We start from the raw sequence: 16931 nt of genomic DNA, 5'->3' as shown, positions 1-16931 counted from the left end.
ACCATAGAGGTCATGGACAACCGGAAAGCGGTCTTCGCGGGCATCGACGGCCAGGCACTGGCGGGCCGCCTGGAACTGCCCGCGGGTGACGTCGTGGCCACCGCCGTGTTCGCGCACTGCTTCACCTGCGGCAAGGACTCGGTGGCGGCCGGCCGGATCTCCCGCCGCCTGGCCGAGCGCGGGGTGGCGGTGCTGCGGTTCGACTTCACCGGCCTCGGCCAGTCCGACGGCGACTTCGCCAACACCACGTTCACGTCCAACGTCGACGACCTCGTCTGCGCCGCAGGCCACCTGCGCGACACCATCGGCGCCCCGAGCGTCCTCATCGGACACTCGCTGGGCGGCGCCGCCGTGCTGGCCGCCGCACACCAGATCCCGGAGGTGAAGGCCGTCGTGACGATCGGCGCGCCCTTCGACACCGCACACGTCGAACACCTGCTCGGCTCGTCCAAGGAGCAGATCGAGGCTCAGGGCGTGGCCGAGGTGCAGCTGGCCGGCCGGCCGTTCCGGATCAGCAACGGCTTCCTGCTCGACATCAACCAGCAGAACCAGACCGCGTGCATCGCCGGGCTGGACCGCGCGCTGCTCGTCATGCACTCCCCGCAGGACGACACGGTCGGCATCGACAACGCCAGGCTCGTCTTCGACTCGGCGCGCCACCCCAAGTCGTTCGTCTCGCTCGACGGCGCCGATCACCTGCTGACCGACCGCGCGGACGCCGCCTACGTGGCGGAGGTGCTCGCGGCCTGGGTGAGCCGCTACCTGAGGTAAGCCGAAAGCCCTCGACGAGGTGCTCGTCGAGGGCTTTCGTCAACCGTCGGGGCGACAGGATTTGAACCTGCGACCCCCCGCTCCCAAAGCGGGTGCGCTACCAAGCTGCGCCACGCCCCGGTTGCACTCACCTTACCGCCACCCGCTAAGGTATTAATCGCAGCCCCTGTAGAGGGGCGGCATGCGGGCGTAGCTCAATGGTAGAGCCCTAGTCTTCCAAACTAGCTACGCGGGTTCGATTCCCGTCGCCCGCTCGCGACCGAGGTCGGCCCATGTCTGCGGAGAGCGCAGACCGGGTCGGCCTCTCGTCGTTTCTCTGGGAGCCCGAGAGAACCTGGTGGAGACGTGAGGCTCGAACAGATCGTGCTCGACAGCAACGACCCGAGCCGGCTCGTGCGGTTCTGGGCGGAACTGCTCGGCGGTGAGCCGGTGGACCGCGAGCACGGCTGGGCGCACGTCGAGCCGCCCGGTGGCGTGCGGATGTCGTTCCAGCCGGTGCCGGAGCACAAGGACGTGAAGAACCGGCTCCACCTCGACTTCGAGGTCGAGGACATCGAGGCGGCGGTCGTGAAGGCGGTGAACCTGGGGGCCACCCGCGAAGGTGTCGTGCACACCGACGAGAAGGGCAGCTTCCAGGTGATGCGCGACCCGGAGGGCAACGAGTTCTGTTTCGTCCGCTGAGCCGCTACTGGACGGCCCGCCAGAGCGCCTCACTGAAGCGGATCGCGAGTACCACGAGCAGCACGCCGATCGCGAAGCTGATGAGGCACCGCACGACGACCAGTAGTTTGGCGCCTTTCACGTCGCCATGATGAGCCGGTGGCGAGCCTTGGCAACAGGGTCCATCGGGACCAATACGATGCCGTTGTGACCGACTGCCTGTTCTGCCGCATCGTCTCGGGCCAGATCCCGGCGACCGTCGTGACGGAGACCGACACGACGCTCGCCTTCCGCGACATCGACCCCAAGGCGCCCACGCACGTCCTGGTGATCCCCAAGGAACACCACCCGGCGATCGGCGACGTCGACCCGGTGCTCGCGGGGCAGATCCTCGCCACCGCGCACCAGGTCGCGAAGGCCGAGGGGGTCGACGAGTCCGGCTACCGCCTCGTCTTCAACACGGGCGGGGACGGCGGCCAGACCGTCTTCCACGTGCACTGCCACGTCCTCGGCGGACGCGGTCTCACGTGGCCTCCGGGATAGCCATCTCGCGCACGAACCTCGCGTCGACCGGGTCACCGTGGCCCGGCACGACGATCCGCGGTTCGAGCTCCAGCAGCAGGTCGAGGACGTGGCGCCAGTTCGCCGGCGTCGCGTCCGGGCCCGCCTGGGCGGGAGCGCCCTGTTCGACCAGGTCACCCGCGAACACGACGCCGGCGTCCGGCACGTGCACGACCACGTCGTGCGAGGTGTGCGCGGGGCCGAAGTGGTGCAGGTCGACCCGGCGTCCGCCGACGTCCAGCGTGACGGTGTCGCGGAACGTGTGCGTGGGCGCGACGAGCGTGCCCTCGAACGGTTCGTCGTAGTGCTTGGCGCGGTCTTCGAGCAGCGACTCGTCCACCACGCAGCCCTCGTGCGCCCACACCTCGCACGGCAGGAACGCCTCGGTGGCCAGCACGTGGTCGAAGTGGTTGTGCGTCAACACGATCCGCGACGGCCTGATCTCGCGTGCGAGGGCGGTGTCCATGCCGGAGTCGACGAGCAGCGACTCGCCCGCCCCGGTGACGAGACCGAGCGTGAGGTCGAGTTCGGTGTGCCGGCGGATGAAGATCCCGTCCGCGATCTCGATCACCGCAGCACGCCGTCCACGAGCACGGGAGCAGCGCTGCTGACGTTGATCCGCACCGCGAGGTCGACGTCGGCGGAGTGGCCGTTCTCGACCAGTTCCCGGCCCGACCCGCAGCCCCTCACCGCGGCCGGGACGTCGGTGGTCCGGAACGCGGTGGCCGCGAGCCTGGCCTCCGGCGACGCGCTCCCCGTCAGCGCGGCCAGCACCGCTCCGGCACCCAGGTAGTCCTCGGCGCACGGCCGCAACGGCCCGAACTCACGCGGGCCCGCGTTGAGGATGTCGAGCCCCCACCGCTCGCCGCCGGGGATCACCCCGATGGTCTCCCCCAGCGCCTGCGCCCGCCTGGCCACCGCCGTGGCGTTGCGCAGGCAGGCCGCGAGCACGTGGGCGCCGGTCTCGGCGGCGAGGAAGCACAGGTTCGAGCCGTTCGGCGACGGCAGCTCGACCAGTCCGGTCTCCCCCACGAGTGATGCTGGTCGCAAAGTTTTTCCCGACGAGGGCTTCCACCGCGACGGACGCACCTGGCCGCCGTTGCCCACCACCAGGTCGACGGACGTCGTGAACGACAGCACGTCGACGATGACCAGCACGTCACAGTCCCGCAGGGCCTTGACACCCTCGGGCCCCCATTCCAGCCTCAGCTGGTACCCCTCCTGGCTGAACATACTCACCAGCGTGTCAGACTCCTTGACGTGCGCGTTTATCTGGCAGCAGACCACGCTGGCTTCGAGCTGAAGTCCCACCTGTCCACGGCTCTCACCGAGCAGGGCTACGAGGTCGTCGACGTCGGCGCCCACGAGTACGACGCTTTGGACGACTACGTGTCGTTCTGCGTCGACGCGGCCGAGAAGGTCGTGGCCGACCCCGGCAGCCTCGGCGTCGTGATCGGCGGCTCGGGCAACGGCGAGCAGATCGCCGCGAACAAGGTGAAGGGCGCCCGCGCCGCGCTGGCGTGGAACGTCGACACCGCGCAGCTCGCCCGCCAGCACAACGACGCCCTGCTCGTCGGCATCGGCGCCCGCCAGCACACCGCCGAGGAGGCGACCGAGATCGTGTCGGCGTTCCTCCGGACGCCGTTCTCGGGCGAGCCGCGCCACCAGCGCCGGATCGACCAGGTTAGCGCCTACGAAGACCGTGCCTGAGGGCCACACGCTGCACCGCCTCGCGCGGCTGCACCAGCGTCGGTACGCGGGCAGGCCCGTGTCCGTCACCAGTCCGCAGGGCCGCTTCTCGGCGTCCCTTGTGGACGGACGCACGCTCGTTCGCGCCGAGGCTCACGGGAAGCACCTGTTCCACGTCTACGGCCCGGACGCGATCGTGCACGTCCACCTCGGTCTCTACGGGACGTTCACCGAGTCGCCGCTGCCGGTCCTGCTGCCCGTCGGCCAGGTCCGCATGCGGATGGCCGGCGAGACGCACTGGACGGACCTGCGCGGCCCGACCGCGTGCGAGGTGCTGAACAAGGCCGAGGTCAAGGCGATCCGCGACCGGCTCGGGCCCGACCCGTTGCGCCGCGACGCCGACCCGGACCGCGCCTACGAGCGGATCATCCGGTCGAAGCAGTCGCTGGCCGTGCTGCTGATGGACCAGAGCGTCCTCGCGGGCGTCGGCAACGTCTACCGCGCCGAGGTGCTGTTCCGGCACAACGTGAACCCGCTGCTGGTCGGCAACAAGGTCAGCCGCGAGCTGTGGGACGTGATCTGGGCCGACCTGGTCGTGCTGATGAAGGACGGCGTGAAGGTCGGGCAGATCAACACCGTCCGCGCCGAGCACATGCCCCGTGCCATGGGACGCGCGCCACGCGTGGATCGGCACGGCGGTGAGGTGTACGTCTACCGCCGTGCCGGGGAGCCGTGCCTGGTCTGCGGCACCGAGGTCATGACCACCGAACTGGCGGCCCGCAACCTCTTCTGGTGCCCCGCCTGCCAGCCCTGACGGCGTCTGCAGGTACCACCGTTTGCAGACGCTTGAAACGCGGCTAGAAGTCGAACCCGCCGCCCATGTCGCCGAAGTCGAAGCCACCGGTGTCGCCCGCGTCGGCGGCACCGCCCATGTCACCCATGTCTCCCATGCCGGCGTCGCCCATGCCCATGTCGCCGACACCGTGCATGCCGGAGAACATGGCGTCCATCAGCAGGAACGTGCCGACGCCCCACGCACCGGCCACGAGCGCGGGCTTCCACCACGGCTCGGAGTACCAGCCACGCGGCACCGGGCGTCCGGCGACCATGCCACCGGGGTAGTAGTAGGGCGTGCCCGAACCGGAGTGCGGCGACGCGGCGTACTGGTGACCCTCGACGGCGACCTGACGGTCCTCGCTGACGGCACCCGCCCGCTTCTGGCTCAAGCTTTCGGGCAGTGCGGGGCCGGGGTCCATGCCCATGGCCTCACGCGCCGCGCGCACGTAGTGCAGGCCCTCCATCGCGGTCTCGGTGACCAGCCGGGCCTGCGGGATCGTGCGGGCCTGCTCCATCTGGGAACCGGCGGCGGTGAACCGTTCGGACGCGTCCGCCATCGCCTGCGTCGAGGCGGTGTTGCTGCCGGTGAGGCTCATCACCTGCCCACCCAGCCGCTCGACCCAGCGGCGGGCTTCCGCCCTGGCGTCGTCGAGCTCCCGCGCCTTGCGCGCGTTGCTCTGGCTGACCAGGTAGAACACACCTGCGACCAGCAGTACCAGCACTACGACCCACACGATGGTGCCCACGGCTTTACCTCCCACACCAGGTAAACCGTCAACGAGCAACGACCGCCGCGAGTTCCGTCAGAACACCTCGGGGCAGTGCGGCTCAGTCACACCGAGGAACGCGATCGTCAGCGCGTCCACGTGTCCGGGCGTGTGCTCGACCACACGGTGTGCCCGCTTGAGCACGGAAAGCCGTACACCGCCGAGGAAAGCACTGCCGAGTGCGGCGACGTCCAGCGACACGTCGGCCGGGTCCTCGGTGCGCGTCACCGTCGCTTCGCCACCCTTGACCGTGAAGCGCCAGCGGCCGGAGTTCCACGGGCAGAACGAGTCCTCGACCTCCAGCACACTGTCCACATCGGACGAATAAGCGCGCAGCGGCAGCGCCCGGCTGACGTCGACGAGGCGCATCCACAGCGCGTCCGTGGACTCGCGCCGCACCTTCCGCGGGTTGTCGACCATGTGCGTGATCGGGTCGTCCCAGGCGGTGAAGAAGGAGATCTCCCCGGCGAGATCCATGTCCAGCAGGAACCGGTAAAGATCGGCGTAGGCCTGTTCGGTCGTGCAGACCAGCTCGCGCACGTGCAGTTCGTTGGCCGGTCCGCCCGAATCGCCGTTCGCCTTGACCCGGAACACCACATAGCCCTCGGGATGCAGGCAGTAGCGGTACGAGGTCAGCCCGCCGCGGTCGGCCTCGCGGTCCGCGAGGTGCACGTCCCAGGTGTGTTCGACGCGGCTCAGCCAGCCGACCCGTGTGGTCCGCACCTGCTCGTGGAACTCACGCATGACGGGCAGTGCTTCTTCTCGCGACACCTGACGGATCCGTGCGTCGCTGACGTGCACACCAGGGTGGAACGCCATACGCGTGGGCATCCTGAGCATGGCAATGCTCGTCGCGTACTCGCCGTAGCCGTACCTGCGGTAGATGGAGCCTTCCGACGCCCACAACATCGCGAGCGCCTCACCACTCTCGTGCATGCCGTGCAGTTGCGTCTTCATCAGCAACGACGCCACACCACGACGCCGATGGCCCGGCTTCACCGACACCACGGTCACCGCGCCCGCCGGCGCCTGACGGCCACCGGGAACGGTGATCTCGCGGGTCAGGAGCGCGGCGGTGCCGATCAGCTCGTCGCCGTCGAACACCGCGTGCGCCCGGTCCCGTTCGAGGACCTTGAGCCACTTGCTGTCCTCGCCCAGCTGATCGCCGAGGAACGCCCAGGCCATCACCCGCTGGAAGTCGGGGAGGTCGGATTCGTCGATGGTCCGGATGCTCAGCGCCGAGTCAGCCATGCCCGCAGTGATACGCGGGTACGGCGCGACTCGCAGCTCAATTACCGCTGGACCGACTTGACCTCACAGAACTCGTCCAGCCCGAACCGGCCGAACTCGCGCCCGTTGCCCGACTGCCGGTAACCGCCGAAGGGCGCGCTCGTGTTGAACGCGGCGGCGTTGATGTCGACCTGCCCGGTGCGCAGCCGCCGGGCGATCCTGAGGGCGCGCTCGGTGTCCGCGGAGAACACGGCACCCGCCAGCCCGTAGATGGTGGAGTTCGCGATCCGCACCGCGTCGTCCTCGTCGGCGTACGGCATGACCGACAGCACCGGCCCGAAGATCTCCTCCTGCGCGATCGTCATCTCCGGCGTCACACCACCGAACACCGTCGGCGCGACGTAGAACCCCTGCGGCAACGGCGCTTCGGGCCCACCGGCGGCCAGCGTCGCACCTTCCTCGACACCCTTGCGGATGTACCCGACGACCCGATCGCGCTGCGCCTTCGACACCGCCGGCCCGATCCGCGTGGACGGGTCGGCCGGATCCGCGGGCGTGTACTTCCGGGCGGCCTGCGCGGCCAGTTCGACGGCCTCGTCATGACGTTCGGCAGGCACCAGCAGCCGGGTCCACGCGCTGCACGCCTGACCGTTGTTCATGAACGAGTTCGCGACCGCGATCTTCACCGCCCGCCCGAAGTCGGCGTCGTCGAGCACGACGCACGCGGACTTGCCGCCCAGTTCGAGCGCGACCCGCTTCACCGTCTCCGCGGCCACCGCGGACACCCGCCGCCCGGCCTTCGTGGAACCGGTGAACGACACCATGTCCACCTCCGGATGCGCGGCCAGCGCCTCACCGACCACCGCCCCGGTGCCGTGCACCAGCTGGAACACCCCCGCCGGAGTGGCCGCCGCGACGATCTCGGCGAGCAGGTCGGCGGTGTGCGGCGCGAGCTCACTCGGCTTGAGCACCACGGTGTTGCCCGCCGCGAGCGCCGGCACGACCTTCGCGACCATCTGCTGCAGCGGGAAGTTCCACGGCGTGATGGCCGCGACCACCCCGACCGGCTCGCGGAAGACCAGCGAGTTGCCGATCTCCTCGGGCTCGAAGTACCCGCGCTCCAGCACGTCCGCGACACCCTCGGCGATGGCGACGGGGTTCGCGACCTGCACCTTCTGGCTGAAGGTGAGCGGCGTCCCCATCTCCCGGGTCATGGCCGCCGCGAGCTCACCGGCCCGCTCCTTCAGCCCGTCGATGATCGCCCGGACCACCTTCACCCGTTCGTCCGCCGAGGTCGCCGCCCACGACGGAAAGGCCTTGACCGCGGCGGCCACGGCCGCGTCGACGTCGGCCGGCGTGCCCTCGGCGAGCGTGCCGATGACTTCCTCGGTGGCGGGGTTGACGACCTCGATCACGAGAGCCCTCCAGGCGGATGTGACACTTCTGACGCTGATGAGCTCCAGACTGTCACATCTGCTTGCGCGGGTCACGCCGACCGGGGTGCTGAACGGGTGAAGTGGTGGTCAGGCCGGTGGTTGACGAAGCCGTGTAGGCAGCGACCCGGCGGCCGGTGCGGAATGGACCGCGACACCTCGGGCGTCGCCGCCCCGGCCGGCGAGAGGCCATGCAGCAGCGAGCACTGTCGCGAGACCGTGAGTCATGGGCGCTGCGCCCGATGCCGAACAGGCCGCCACACGCCGGGGCGTCACAACCGGCCGACACGAGGCCACGCAGCGGTCAGCACCTTCGCGAAGCCACGAGTCATGCGCCCAACGCCCGATGCCAAACAGACCGCCACACCCGAATGCCACAGCACCACCTGACACAACGCCACACAGCAGCGAGCACCTTCGCGAAACCGTGAATCATGCGCGCAACGCCCGGTGCCGAACAGACCGCCACATCCCGAGCGTCGCAGCCCCGGCCGACGAGAAGCCACGCAGCAGCAAGCACTTCGCAAGACCGCGAGTCATGCGCCCAACGCCCGACGCCAAACAGACCGCCACACTCCGAACGTCACACACCAGCCGACACGAGGCCGCAGAGCACCTTCGCGAAGCCGTAAGTCATGCGCGCAACGCCAACCGGCCGTTCACCGGCCCGAAGCAGCCATCGCACCTCCCAGCCGCCGCTCCCGCAGCACCCGCAGGTGCACCGCCGCCCAGGTCCGATACGGCCGCCAAGCCTCGGACACCTCCGCCAACGGCCGCCCGTACCGCTCAGCCACCTCGTCGGTGAGCCGGGACTCGTTGTGCGGCACGGCATCCGGAGCGTTCGCCCCGCGCAGCACGACCAGCTCGGCCGCGAACGGCCCCAGGCCCTTGACCTGCTGCACCGCCAGCACGGCGGCCGCGGGTTTCATCGAGCGCAACGTCACCGCGTCCAGCAGTCCGTCCAGCGCCGCCTCGGCCACCGCCCGCAGGTACTCGGGCTTGCGGCCGGGCAGGTCCAGGTCGAGGGCCAGCAACTCCGCGGGTGCGGGGAACACGCCGTCCCGCAGCAGCGAAGCCTTCAGCGCGGCCGCCTGCGACATGCGGACTCGCTGCGCCAGCACCGACCAGGCCGCCGCCTCGTACGGCGAGTAGAAGCCGCACGGCCGTAAGCCGGGCAACGCCGCCTGTGCGGACGCGATCACCGGATCACGCAGCCCGACCTCCGGCCAGGCCCGCCCGTCGACGTCCAGCGACAGGAACCGGCACACCTGGGCCGCCGCCAGGTCGAGATCACCGCCGCCGGACAGGGACAGAACAGCAGTGGCGCCGCGCTGGGTCACGGAGACCTCAGCACGGCGCCACTCACCTTCGACCAGGAACGTCGCCCGCAGCGCCTCGCCGTCGCGCTCCGGCAACGCCGACGGCGTGAAGCCCTCCCAGAAAGCCCTGGAGGTCGCCAGCGACCAGGGCCCCTGGACTGCGACTTCGACGCAGTGATCTGTCATGTCCGGAGACGCTAGCGAGCACCCCTGACAAAAAATCCGGCTGAGGAAGCCGGACGGCCTCAGCTGAAGTCGAGCTCACCCGAACGGGTCCGCTTGAGCTCGAAGAAGTACGGGAAGCCGGCGAGCATCCGGGCGCCGTCGAAGATCGTGCCCGCCTCCTCGCCCCGCGGGATCTTCGTCAGCACCGGGCCGAAGAACGCGACACCGTCGATGTGGATGGTCGGCGTGCCGACGTCCATGCCGACCGGGTCCATGCCGCGGTGGTGCGACGCCCGCAGCGCCTCGTCGTACTCGGTCGAGTTCGCGGCCTCGGCGAGCTCGGCCGGCAGCTCGGCATCGGCCAGCGCGAGCTTGATGACCTCGTCGAAGTCCTGGTTGCCCTCGTTGTGGATGCGCGTGCCCATCGCGGCGTACAGCTTCGGCAGCACCTCGTTGCCGAACTTCTGCTCCGCGGCGATCGCCACGCGAACCGGGCCCCAGCCCTTGGTCATGAGCTCCCGGTACTGCTCGGGCAGGTCGCGGCCCTCGTTCAGCACGGCGAGGCTCATCACGTGGAAGCTCAGGTCGATGTCGCGGACCTTCTCCACCTCGAGGATCCACCGGGAGGAGATCCAGGCGAACGGGCAAAGAGGGTCGAAGTAGAAGTCGACCTTCGCCTTGTCGGTCATGCGTGCCCCTTCAGTGACGGTCGGTGGCGTTATCGCCCCATCAGCCCAACCAGATCACCCTGTCATCTCTTCCCGAGCGCCGGTTCCGTGATTGGATGCGGGAGTCATAACCATTCCCGACGACGTCAGCGCGTAACCACCCGCGCGGCAGACGAGGTGACCAGTGGCCGCGCCCAACCTCACCCGCGACCAGGCTCAGGACCGTGCTGAGCTGCTGGAAGTGGAGTCCTACCGGATCGAGCTGGACCTGACCGACGGCGGCGGAAAGCCGGGTTCGGACACGTTCCGCTCCACCACCACCGTGGTGTTCCGCAGCCGGACTCCGGGTGCTTCCTCGTGGATCGACATCGTGGCGGCGACCGTGCACCGCGCTGTGCTCAACGGCAGCGAGCTCGACGTCTCCGACTACCGCGAGGAGGACGGCGTCAGGCTGCCGGACCTCGCGGAGACCAACGAGCTCACCATCGAGGCCGACTGCCGGTACATGAACACCGGCGAGGGCCTGCACCGGTTCGTCGACCCGGTCGACGGCGGCGTGTACCTGTACTCGCAGTTCGAGACCGCGGACGCCAAGCGCATGTTCGCGTGCTTCGACCAGCCCGACCTCAAGGCCGTCTACTCGATGAAGGTGACGGCGCCGCACGACTGGAAGGTCATCTCGAACGGCGAGATCACCGCCACCGAGGCCGGCGAGGGCGGCGCGGACGTGCACACGTTCGCCACCACCAAGCCGATGTCGACCTACATCGTGGCGCTGGTCGCGGGCCCGTACGCCGAGTGGCGCGACGAGTTCGCCGAGGGTGACTTCAAGATTCCCCTGGGCATCTACTGCCGCGCCTCGCTCGCTCCCCACATGGACCACGAGCGGCTGTTCACCGAGACCAAGCAGGGCTTCGGGTTCTTCCACAAGGCCTTCGGCGTGCAGTACCCGTTCGGCAAGTACGACCAGTGCTTCGTGCCGGAGTTCAACGCGGGCGCGATGGAGAACGCGGGCTGCGTCACGTTCCTGGAGGACTACGTCTTCCGCAGCCGCGTCACCCGCTACCTCTACGAGCGGCGTGCCGAGACCGTGCTGCACGAGATGGCGCACATGTGGTTCGGCGACCTGGTGACCATGCGCTGGTGGGACGACCTGTGGCTGAACGAGTCGTTCGCCACCTGGGCGTCGGTGCTCGCGCAGGCCGAGGCCACCGAGTACCGCCAGGCCTGGACGACGTTCGCGAAGATCGAGAAGTCGTGGGCGTACCGGCAAGACCAGCTGCCCTCGACGCACCCGGTCGCCGCCGACATCTCCGACGTGCAGGCGGTCGAGGTCAACTTCGACGGCATCACCTACGCCAAGGGCGCCTCGGTGCTCAAGCAGCTCGTCGCGTACGTCGGGCTGGAGAACTTCCTGGCGGGCCTGCGGGTCTACTTCGGCAAGCACGCCTGGGGCAACGCCACGCTGGCCGACCTGCTGGGCGCGCTGGAGGAGGCGTCGGGCCGCGACCTGTCGTGGTGGAGCGCACAGTGGCTGGAGACGACGGGCCTGAACCTGTTGCGCCCCAAGTTCACCGTTGACGCGTCGGGCAAGTTCACCGAGTTCGCCGTGCTGCAGGGCGGCGCGCGTCCGGGTGCCGGCGAACTGCGCACGCACCGCATCGCGATCGGCGTCTACGACGACGACGGCACGGGCAAGCTCGTCCGCACGCACCGCCACGAGCTGGACGTGACGGGCGACCGCACCGAGGTCCCCGAACTGGTCGGCGTGCACCGCGGCAAGATCGTGCTGGTCAACGACGACGACCTCACGTACTGCACGATGCGCCTCGACCCGGACTCGCTGGCCGCGCTGATCGACCACATCTCCGACATCGCCGAACCGCTGCCGCGCACGCTGTGCTGGTCGGCCGCGTGGGAGATGACGCGTGAGGCCGAGCTGAAGGCCCGCGACTTCGTGAACCTGGTGCTCGGCGGTCTGGGCTCCGAGTCCGAGGTCGGTGTGGTGCAACGGCTTCTGCTGCAGGCGCAGACCTCGCTGTCCTCCTACGCGGACAGCTCGTGGCGTGCCGAGGGCTGGCGCCGGTTCGTGGCGAAGGCGCTGGAACTGGCGCAGGCGGCCGAGCCGGGCTCCGACCACCAGCTGGCGTTCGTGAACGCGCTGACCTCGTCGGTGCTCGACGACTCCACTGTGGACGTTCTGCGCGGCTGGTACGACGGCACCGCGGTACTGGAAGGCCTCGACGTCGACACGGACCTGCGCTGGCGGCTGCTGCAGGCGCTCGTCGCGCACGGCAAGGCCGACCTGCCGGAGATCAACGCCGAGGAGGAGCGCGACCCGACCTCCACCGGTCACCGCCGCGCCCAGTCCACGCGTGCGCTGCGTCCGACGGTCGCGGCCAAGGACGAGGCCTGGGACCGGGCGGTGAACGACGACGACCTGCCCAACGCGGTCAGCGAGGCGATCATCGCGGGCATCTCGCACCCCGGCCAGAAGGAACTGCTCGCACCGTACGTCGAGCGCTACTTCGCCGACGTCAAGGGCGTGTGGGACCGCCGCTCCTCCGAGCGCGCGCAGTCCATGGTGGTCGGCATGTTCCCGGCGTGGTCGATCGCGAAGTCCACTGTGGAGGCCGCCGACGCGTGGCTGGCCGACGAGCACCCGCCGGCACTGCGCCGCCTGGTGTCCGAGGGCCGCGCGGGCATCGTGCGGGCACTGGCCGCGCAGGAGTTCGACCGCTCCTGACGAGCTGAAGTGGAAGCCCCGCAACACGTTCGCGTGTCGCGGGGCTTTCGCATAACGTCCGGAAGCATGATCGGTGAACTGGTGGAGCGCTGGCACTGCGGCTGGATCGCGGCCGACGGGCTGACGTCCGAGTACCGCGACGGCTACCTGGTCGTGCACGTGGACCGGCCGCAGCGGCGGTTCGAGTGGATCGCGACGGACGACGCCGAGACCACCGCGATGGCCAGGATCGTGGCGGCCACGAGCGAACCGAACTGGCTGAGCGTCCCCACGCACGCGCCGCAGAGGGTCAGCGCGGAACTCGAAGCGGCCGGAATGGTCGTGGCACGGCCGGACGAGACGTTCATGAGGCGCGCGCTGGCGGGCCACCCGGCACCGGAACCACCCGCGGGCTACGCGGTGGAGGTGACCAGGAGCCCGGTGATCGGCGTGCGGGTGCTGGCGGACGGCGAGGTGGCGGCCAGCGGGTTGATGGCCGTCGTGGGCGAGGACGCCGTCGCCCACCGCATCGAGACCGCGGAAGCACACCGGCGGCGGGGCCTCGGCAGCGTCGTGATGGGCACGCTCGTCCGCGAGGCGATGAAGGACGGGGCGAGGACCGGGTTGCTGTTCTCGTCGACCGACGGCGTGCACCTCTACCGCAGGCTCGGCTGGGAGAGGATCTCCGACCTCGTGGTCGCGCGTAACGACGTCAGCCCGTAGAAACGCGAACGCCCCCGGTGCGACACCGGGGGCGTTCGGAGAAGCGGGAATCAGGAACGGGGCAAGTTGCCCGCCTGGTCGGTCAGCATGCGCAGGCCCGACACGAGGCCGCCCGCGAGGTCGCCCTCCTTGAAGGACGCCACCATGCTCATCACCGCGAGCTTGGCACCGCGGTCGGCGAGACGGCGGTGCGACTCCTCGCCCGTGACGATCTCAACGACGCGCTCACCCGGCGACACGGCCACGAGGACGTGGTGCGACGGACTCTCGGTAGAGCCGTGCAGCTCCTGCGCGCGCTCGCGGGCGTTCGAGCCGAGCTCGCCCAGGTACACGCTGAAGTCGAGGCCCGTGGTGCGGCTGGAGAGCGTCAGCGCCTCGTCCAACTGCGCGAGCTGGGCGGGCGTGAACGGCAGCTCCGGCGCCTGCGGCTCGTACATCTTCGCCGCGGACACCCGGCCGCTGTTCGTCACGACGGTACCGACGGGCAGCGTCGACGGGTCGACGGCCTCGATCGCCTTACCAGTTGCCACGTGCGCCTCCCTTGGCGGTCGAGTCCGAGGCACCGGACTCGGCGGCGCTGTGGTGCTCAGCGCTCAACCCGGCCGGGTTCGCGCTCCACCACACCGGGGCATAGCCCCACTCCTGGCCGGGCCTGTACCGGGGAATCCGGGTGGCCTTTGGCCTCACCGTCAGCAGCGTGATCACGCCGTAGATCGCCAGCGGGATCAGCGCGAAGACGAGAACGGTCTCCACGATGGTCACGGCGGGTACGGTAGCCGAACTCAGCCGCGCATGAGCGGCCGGGCCAGCAAGATCGCGGTCAATCCCACGATCGAGCCCGCCACGACGTAGACGGTGCCCAGCGACGTCGCGTCGGCCAGCGGACCGGCGAGGCCCGCGCCCAGCGGCGAGAGACCCCAGGCGAGCATTCGATAAGCGCTGGTCACGCGGCCCATCATCGGACCTGGCGTGAGCCGTTGCCGCCGGGTCGCGGACAACACGTTCCAGCCGGCGGACGCCACGCCGAACACCACGCACGCGAGCACCGCCACGACCAGCCACGGCGTGAGGCCGAACAACGCGAACCCGGCGCCGAGCAACGCCAGGAACCCGACCATGACCCGTCCGGCACCCCACCGCGCCGCGAGCGGAGGAGACAGCCGGGCGCCTAGCAGAGCACCGGCCGCCATGCACACGACGAGGAACGGAACCACCGGTTCGGCGAGGCCGAGTACCTGGATGGAGTAGAGCGCCAGCATGGCGTTGATCGCGGCCGCGCAGAAAGCTGTGATTGCAACGGCAACTACCAGTGACCGCAGGCCAGGAGTCCGCACGAGGAAACGGGCGCCCTCGGCCAGCTGTCCGCGAAGATCGCTCCCGGAGCGTTCGGGAGCGACGTCCGGCACGCGGGACGCGAGCACCCCGGCGACGACGAACGAGAGCGCGTCGAGGGCGAAACAGGCCGCCGGCGCCCACCAGAAGAGCACCGCGGCGGCCAGTGGGCCGACGAGGTCCATGCCGATCGTCTCGACCGTCACGAACCGGCCGTTGGCCGCCTCCAGCTCGTCCGGTCCCGCGAGCTCGACCAGCAGCACCTGCGACGCCGAGTCCGCGAACGTCTCCGCGGAGGTCAGCACGAAAGCCGTGGCGCACAAGACGACGACCGTCGCGTGTCCGGTGTGGACCGCCAGCGCGAGCAGTCCGGTCACCCCGGCGCGCAGCCAATGTGCCGCGACGACAACGGTTCTCGGTCTCCAACGGTCCACAAGGGCGCCCGCGGGCAGCGCGACGAGCAACCAGGGCAGGGTGAGTGCGACGGCCACGGCGGACACCGCGAGCGGGCTGCGGGTGCTGGCAGCGGTGAACAAAGGCAGCGCGACGACGCGCACGCCGTCGCCCACGAGCGACACCGCCCAGGCCCCGGTGAGCGCCCGAAAACCCCGTCCGTGCACGCCTTTTGCCGTATGACGCACATCACGTTCCACCAAATTGAACGCTACAGAGCGTGTCCATACCGGCCAGTAAGGGCAGCGTGTGCTCTCGTGCGGCGCAGCGGTTACACCCGGTCAGTCCTCACCCGGTCGGAGGCGAACGGGTGCCGGTTTGGGGTCTTGTTCCTGGAACACTCAGCTCTTAGCTTTTCACCTATACGGGTCTTGCGCACCCGCCCCGAACGAGCTGGAGGACACAAAATGTTCACGATGACCCGCCCCCAGGCCGTGACCTTCACTCTTCCGAGCTACAAGGACGATTCAGTGCGTATCACCGCCAGTGACTCCGTCCGGATCACGATGGACGACTCCGTTCGGATCACCGCGACTGATTCGGTGCGCATCACGGCCCGCGACTCCGTCCGCATCACCATGGCAGACTCGGTGCGCATCACGGCGAGCGATTCGGTCAGGATCACGTGTGCCGATTCCGTCCGGATCACGGCGCGTGAAGACTCCGTCCGGATCACCATGGACGACTCCGTGCGCATCACGGCCCACGATGACAGCGTCCGCATCACCGCCCAGCAGGACAGCGTCCGCATCACCATGGACGACTCGGTCCGGATCACGGCGCACGACGACAGCGTCCGCATCACGGCACGTCAGAACGACTTCTCCCTCGCGGCCTGACCCAGCTCGAACGGCGGATCAGGCCGCCGGTTCACCCAGGTACGGCAACCACTGCGGATCAGCCTCGGCCACCCCGGCGAGCAGCCGCCAGTGCGGGCCACGCGGCGCCGCGGGAACGACGCGCAGCCGCCAGCCCAGCTCGGACAGCAGTTTGTCCGCCTTGCGGTGGTTGCACTTCGCGCAGCAGGCGACGCAGTTGGTCCAGGTGTGAGGTCCGCCACGCGAGCGCGGCACGACGTGGTCGATCGTCTCGGCCCGCCCGCCGCAGTAGGCGCAGCGATAACGGTCGCGGTGCATGAGCCCGGCACGGGTCATCGGCACGCGACCGCGATAAGGCACGCGAACGTAGGAGCTCAGCCGGATCACGGACGGTACGAGCACCTCGGACTTCGACGAGTGCAGCACCAGCCCGGAGGCGTCTCCGTGCACGACTTCGGCTTTCCCGCACACCACGAGGACGACCGCGCGGCGCAGTGACAACGCCGTGAGCGGCTCGAACGTGGCGTTCAGCAGCAGGACCTTGCGTCTTCCCCAGGGGAAGACCGCCGGCATCGGACCGGTACCTCCCCCGTCTCGATCCCCAGCCGGCACTGCCCGCAGGTCGGGCTGATTTCGGCATGCGAGGACCGTCGGCGCCGTCTCGCCTGGTGGCGAGCCGCCGATAGGGGTCGGTTGTCGGTCTGGCACGCGACCACCTCCACCGGTTCAGCCCTAGGAGACCACACTTACCAGGAAAAAATCACGTGTGATAAGTGACGC

General features: G+C 69.5%; 19 protein-coding genes and 2 tRNA genes. 9 read left to right on the top strand and 12 right to left on the bottom strand.

Features of this window, described 5'->3' with window-relative positions:
* The first annotated feature begins 12 nt into the window (after positions 1–12).
* Complete coding sequence (locus BLR21_RS28055) at positions 13–771, top strand: alpha/beta hydrolase family protein (RefSeq protein ID WP_090010304.1); 759 nt, start codon at positions 13–15, stop codon at positions 769–771.
* A gap of 46 nt (positions 772–817) precedes the next feature.
* Here the strand turns inward: BLR21_RS28055 and BLR21_RS28050 are convergent.
* A tRNA-Pro gene (locus BLR21_RS28050) sits at positions 818–891 on the bottom strand.
* A 63-nt stretch (positions 892–954) separates the two neighbouring features.
* Between BLR21_RS28050 and BLR21_RS28045 the strand changes: the two genes are divergently transcribed.
* The 3 genes from BLR21_RS28045 (at position 955) to BLR21_RS28035 (ending at position 1974) form a co-directional block, all read left to right on the top strand.
* Positions 955–1025: transfer RNA gene (locus tag BLR21_RS28045), tRNA-Gly, on the top strand.
* A gap of 91 nt (positions 1026–1116) precedes the next feature.
* On the top strand, positions 1117–1452 hold the full coding sequence (locus BLR21_RS28040; RefSeq protein WP_090010301.1) for a VOC family protein: 336 nt from the start codon (positions 1117–1119) through the stop codon (positions 1450–1452).
* Positions 1453–1638: 186 nt separating this feature from the next.
* Complete coding sequence (locus tag BLR21_RS28035) at positions 1639–1974, top strand: histidine triad nucleotide-binding protein (protein WP_090010298.1); 336 nt, start codon at positions 1639–1641, stop codon at positions 1972–1974.
* On the opposite strand, the gene BLR21_RS28030 is transcribed toward BLR21_RS28035, so the two are convergent.
* Positions 1955–2563, bottom strand: coding sequence for an MBL fold metallo-hydrolase (locus BLR21_RS28030; protein WP_090010295.1), 609 nt, complete (start codon positions 2561–2563; stop codon positions 1955–1957). The two genes, BLR21_RS28035 and BLR21_RS28030, sit on opposite strands and share 20 nt — an antisense overlap.
* Entirely contained in the window at positions 2560–3225 is a 666-nt protein-coding gene (locus tag BLR21_RS28025) for a 2-phosphosulfolactate phosphatase (RefSeq protein WP_176929823.1), read from the bottom strand. The genes BLR21_RS28030 and BLR21_RS28025 overlap by 4 nt, the downstream gene beginning before the upstream one ends.
* Positions 3226–3252: 27 nt before the next feature.
* Between BLR21_RS28025 and BLR21_RS28020 the strand changes: the two genes are divergently transcribed.
* Both BLR21_RS28020 and BLR21_RS28015 read left to right on the top strand, forming a co-directional pair.
* A complete protein-coding gene (locus BLR21_RS28020) occupies positions 3253–3702 on the top strand; it encodes a ribose-5-phosphate isomerase (protein WP_090010289.1) in 450 nt (149 codons plus the stop codon).
* Positions 3695–4495 carry an Fpg/Nei family DNA glycosylase gene (locus BLR21_RS28015; RefSeq protein WP_090010287.1) on the top strand — a complete coding sequence of 267 codons (801 nt, stop codon included), beginning with the start codon at positions 3695–3697 and terminating at the stop codon, positions 4493–4495. Before BLR21_RS28020 ends, BLR21_RS28015 begins: the two co-directional genes overlap by 8 nt.
* A gap of 43 nt (positions 4496–4538) precedes the next feature.
* Here BLR21_RS28015 and BLR21_RS28010 read toward each other — a convergent pair whose 3' ends face one another.
* From BLR21_RS28010 to BLR21_RS27990, 5 genes are all read right to left on the bottom strand, one after another.
* Positions 4539–5264: a hypothetical protein gene (locus tag BLR21_RS28010; protein WP_090010284.1), complete on the bottom strand. Its 726-nt coding sequence runs from the start codon at positions 5262–5264 to the stop codon at positions 4539–4541.
* 57 nt (positions 5265–5321) lie between these two features.
* Complete coding sequence (locus BLR21_RS28005; RefSeq protein WP_090010281.1) at positions 5322–6536, bottom strand: GNAT family N-acetyltransferase; 1215 nt, start codon at positions 6534–6536, stop codon at positions 5322–5324.
* 41 nt (positions 6537–6577) lie between these two features.
* Positions 6578–7930: an aldehyde dehydrogenase family protein gene (locus BLR21_RS28000; protein WP_090010279.1), complete on the bottom strand. Its 1353-nt coding sequence runs from the start codon at positions 7928–7930 to the stop codon at positions 6578–6580.
* 677 nt (positions 7931–8607) lie between these two features.
* Entirely contained in the window at positions 8608–9453 is an 846-nt protein-coding gene (locus BLR21_RS27995; protein ID WP_090010276.1) for a DNA-3-methyladenine glycosylase family protein, read from the bottom strand.
* A 59-nt stretch (positions 9454–9512) separates the two neighbouring features.
* Positions 9513–10121, bottom strand: coding sequence for a mycothiol-dependent nitroreductase Rv2466c family protein (locus BLR21_RS27990; RefSeq protein WP_090010273.1), 609 nt, complete (start codon positions 10119–10121; stop codon positions 9513–9515).
* Positions 10122–10284: 163 nt separating this feature from the next.
* On the opposite strand from BLR21_RS27990, the gene pepN reads away from it, so the two are divergent.
* Together pepN and BLR21_RS27980 are read left to right on the top strand one after the other, a co-directional pair.
* A complete protein-coding gene (gene pepN, locus BLR21_RS27985) occupies positions 10285–12846 on the top strand; it encodes an aminopeptidase N (protein WP_090010270.1) in 2562 nt (853 codons plus the stop codon).
* Positions 12847–12912: 66 nt separating this feature from the next.
* Positions 12913–13548: a GNAT family N-acetyltransferase gene (locus tag BLR21_RS27980; protein ID WP_218130976.1), complete on the top strand. Its 636-nt coding sequence runs from the start codon at positions 12913–12915 to the stop codon at positions 13546–13548.
* 50 nt (positions 13549–13598) lie between these two features.
* On the opposite strand, the gene BLR21_RS27975 is transcribed toward BLR21_RS27980, so the two are convergent.
* The 3 genes from BLR21_RS27975 to BLR21_RS27965 are packed head-to-tail and all read right to left on the bottom strand — an operon-like array spanning position 13599 to position 15533.
* On the bottom strand, positions 13599–14078 hold the full coding sequence (locus tag BLR21_RS27975; RefSeq protein WP_090010267.1) for a DUF5130 family protein: 480 nt from the start codon (positions 14076–14078) through the stop codon (positions 13599–13601).
* Positions 14065–14310: an aa3-type cytochrome oxidase subunit CtaJ gene (ctaJ, locus tag BLR21_RS27970; protein WP_090010263.1), complete on the bottom strand. Its 246-nt coding sequence runs from the start codon at positions 14308–14310 to the stop codon at positions 14065–14067. The genes BLR21_RS27975 and ctaJ overlap by 14 nt, the downstream gene beginning before the upstream one ends.
* A 20-nt stretch (positions 14311–14330) precedes the next feature.
* A complete protein-coding gene (locus tag BLR21_RS27965) occupies positions 14331–15533 on the bottom strand; it encodes an MFS transporter (RefSeq protein ID WP_176929822.1) in 1203 nt (400 codons plus the stop codon).
* A 270-nt stretch (positions 15534–15803) separates the two neighbouring features.
* On the opposite strand from BLR21_RS27965, the gene BLR21_RS42765 reads away from it, so the two are divergent.
* Entirely contained in the window at positions 15804–16172 is a 369-nt protein-coding gene (locus tag BLR21_RS42765) for a DUF2345 domain-containing protein (protein WP_176929821.1), read from the top strand.
* Positions 16173–16190: 18 nt separating this feature from the next.
* On the opposite strand, the gene BLR21_RS27955 is transcribed toward BLR21_RS42765, so the two are convergent.
* Positions 16191–16772 carry an HNH endonuclease gene (locus BLR21_RS27955; RefSeq protein WP_420843918.1) on the bottom strand — a complete coding sequence of 194 codons (582 nt, stop codon included), beginning with the start codon at positions 16770–16772 and terminating at the stop codon, positions 16191–16193.
* Positions 16773–16931 lie beyond the last annotated feature (159 nt).

Origin of the sequence: Lentzea albidocapillata subsp. violacea, assembly GCF_900100275.1 — a bacterium.
Taxonomy (GTDB): domain Bacteria; phylum Actinomycetota; class Actinomycetes; order Mycobacteriales; family Pseudonocardiaceae; genus Lentzea; species Lentzea violacea.
The sequence above is the reverse complement of the archived record's forward strand: the minus strand, read 5'-3'. Positions and strand labels throughout refer to the sequence as shown.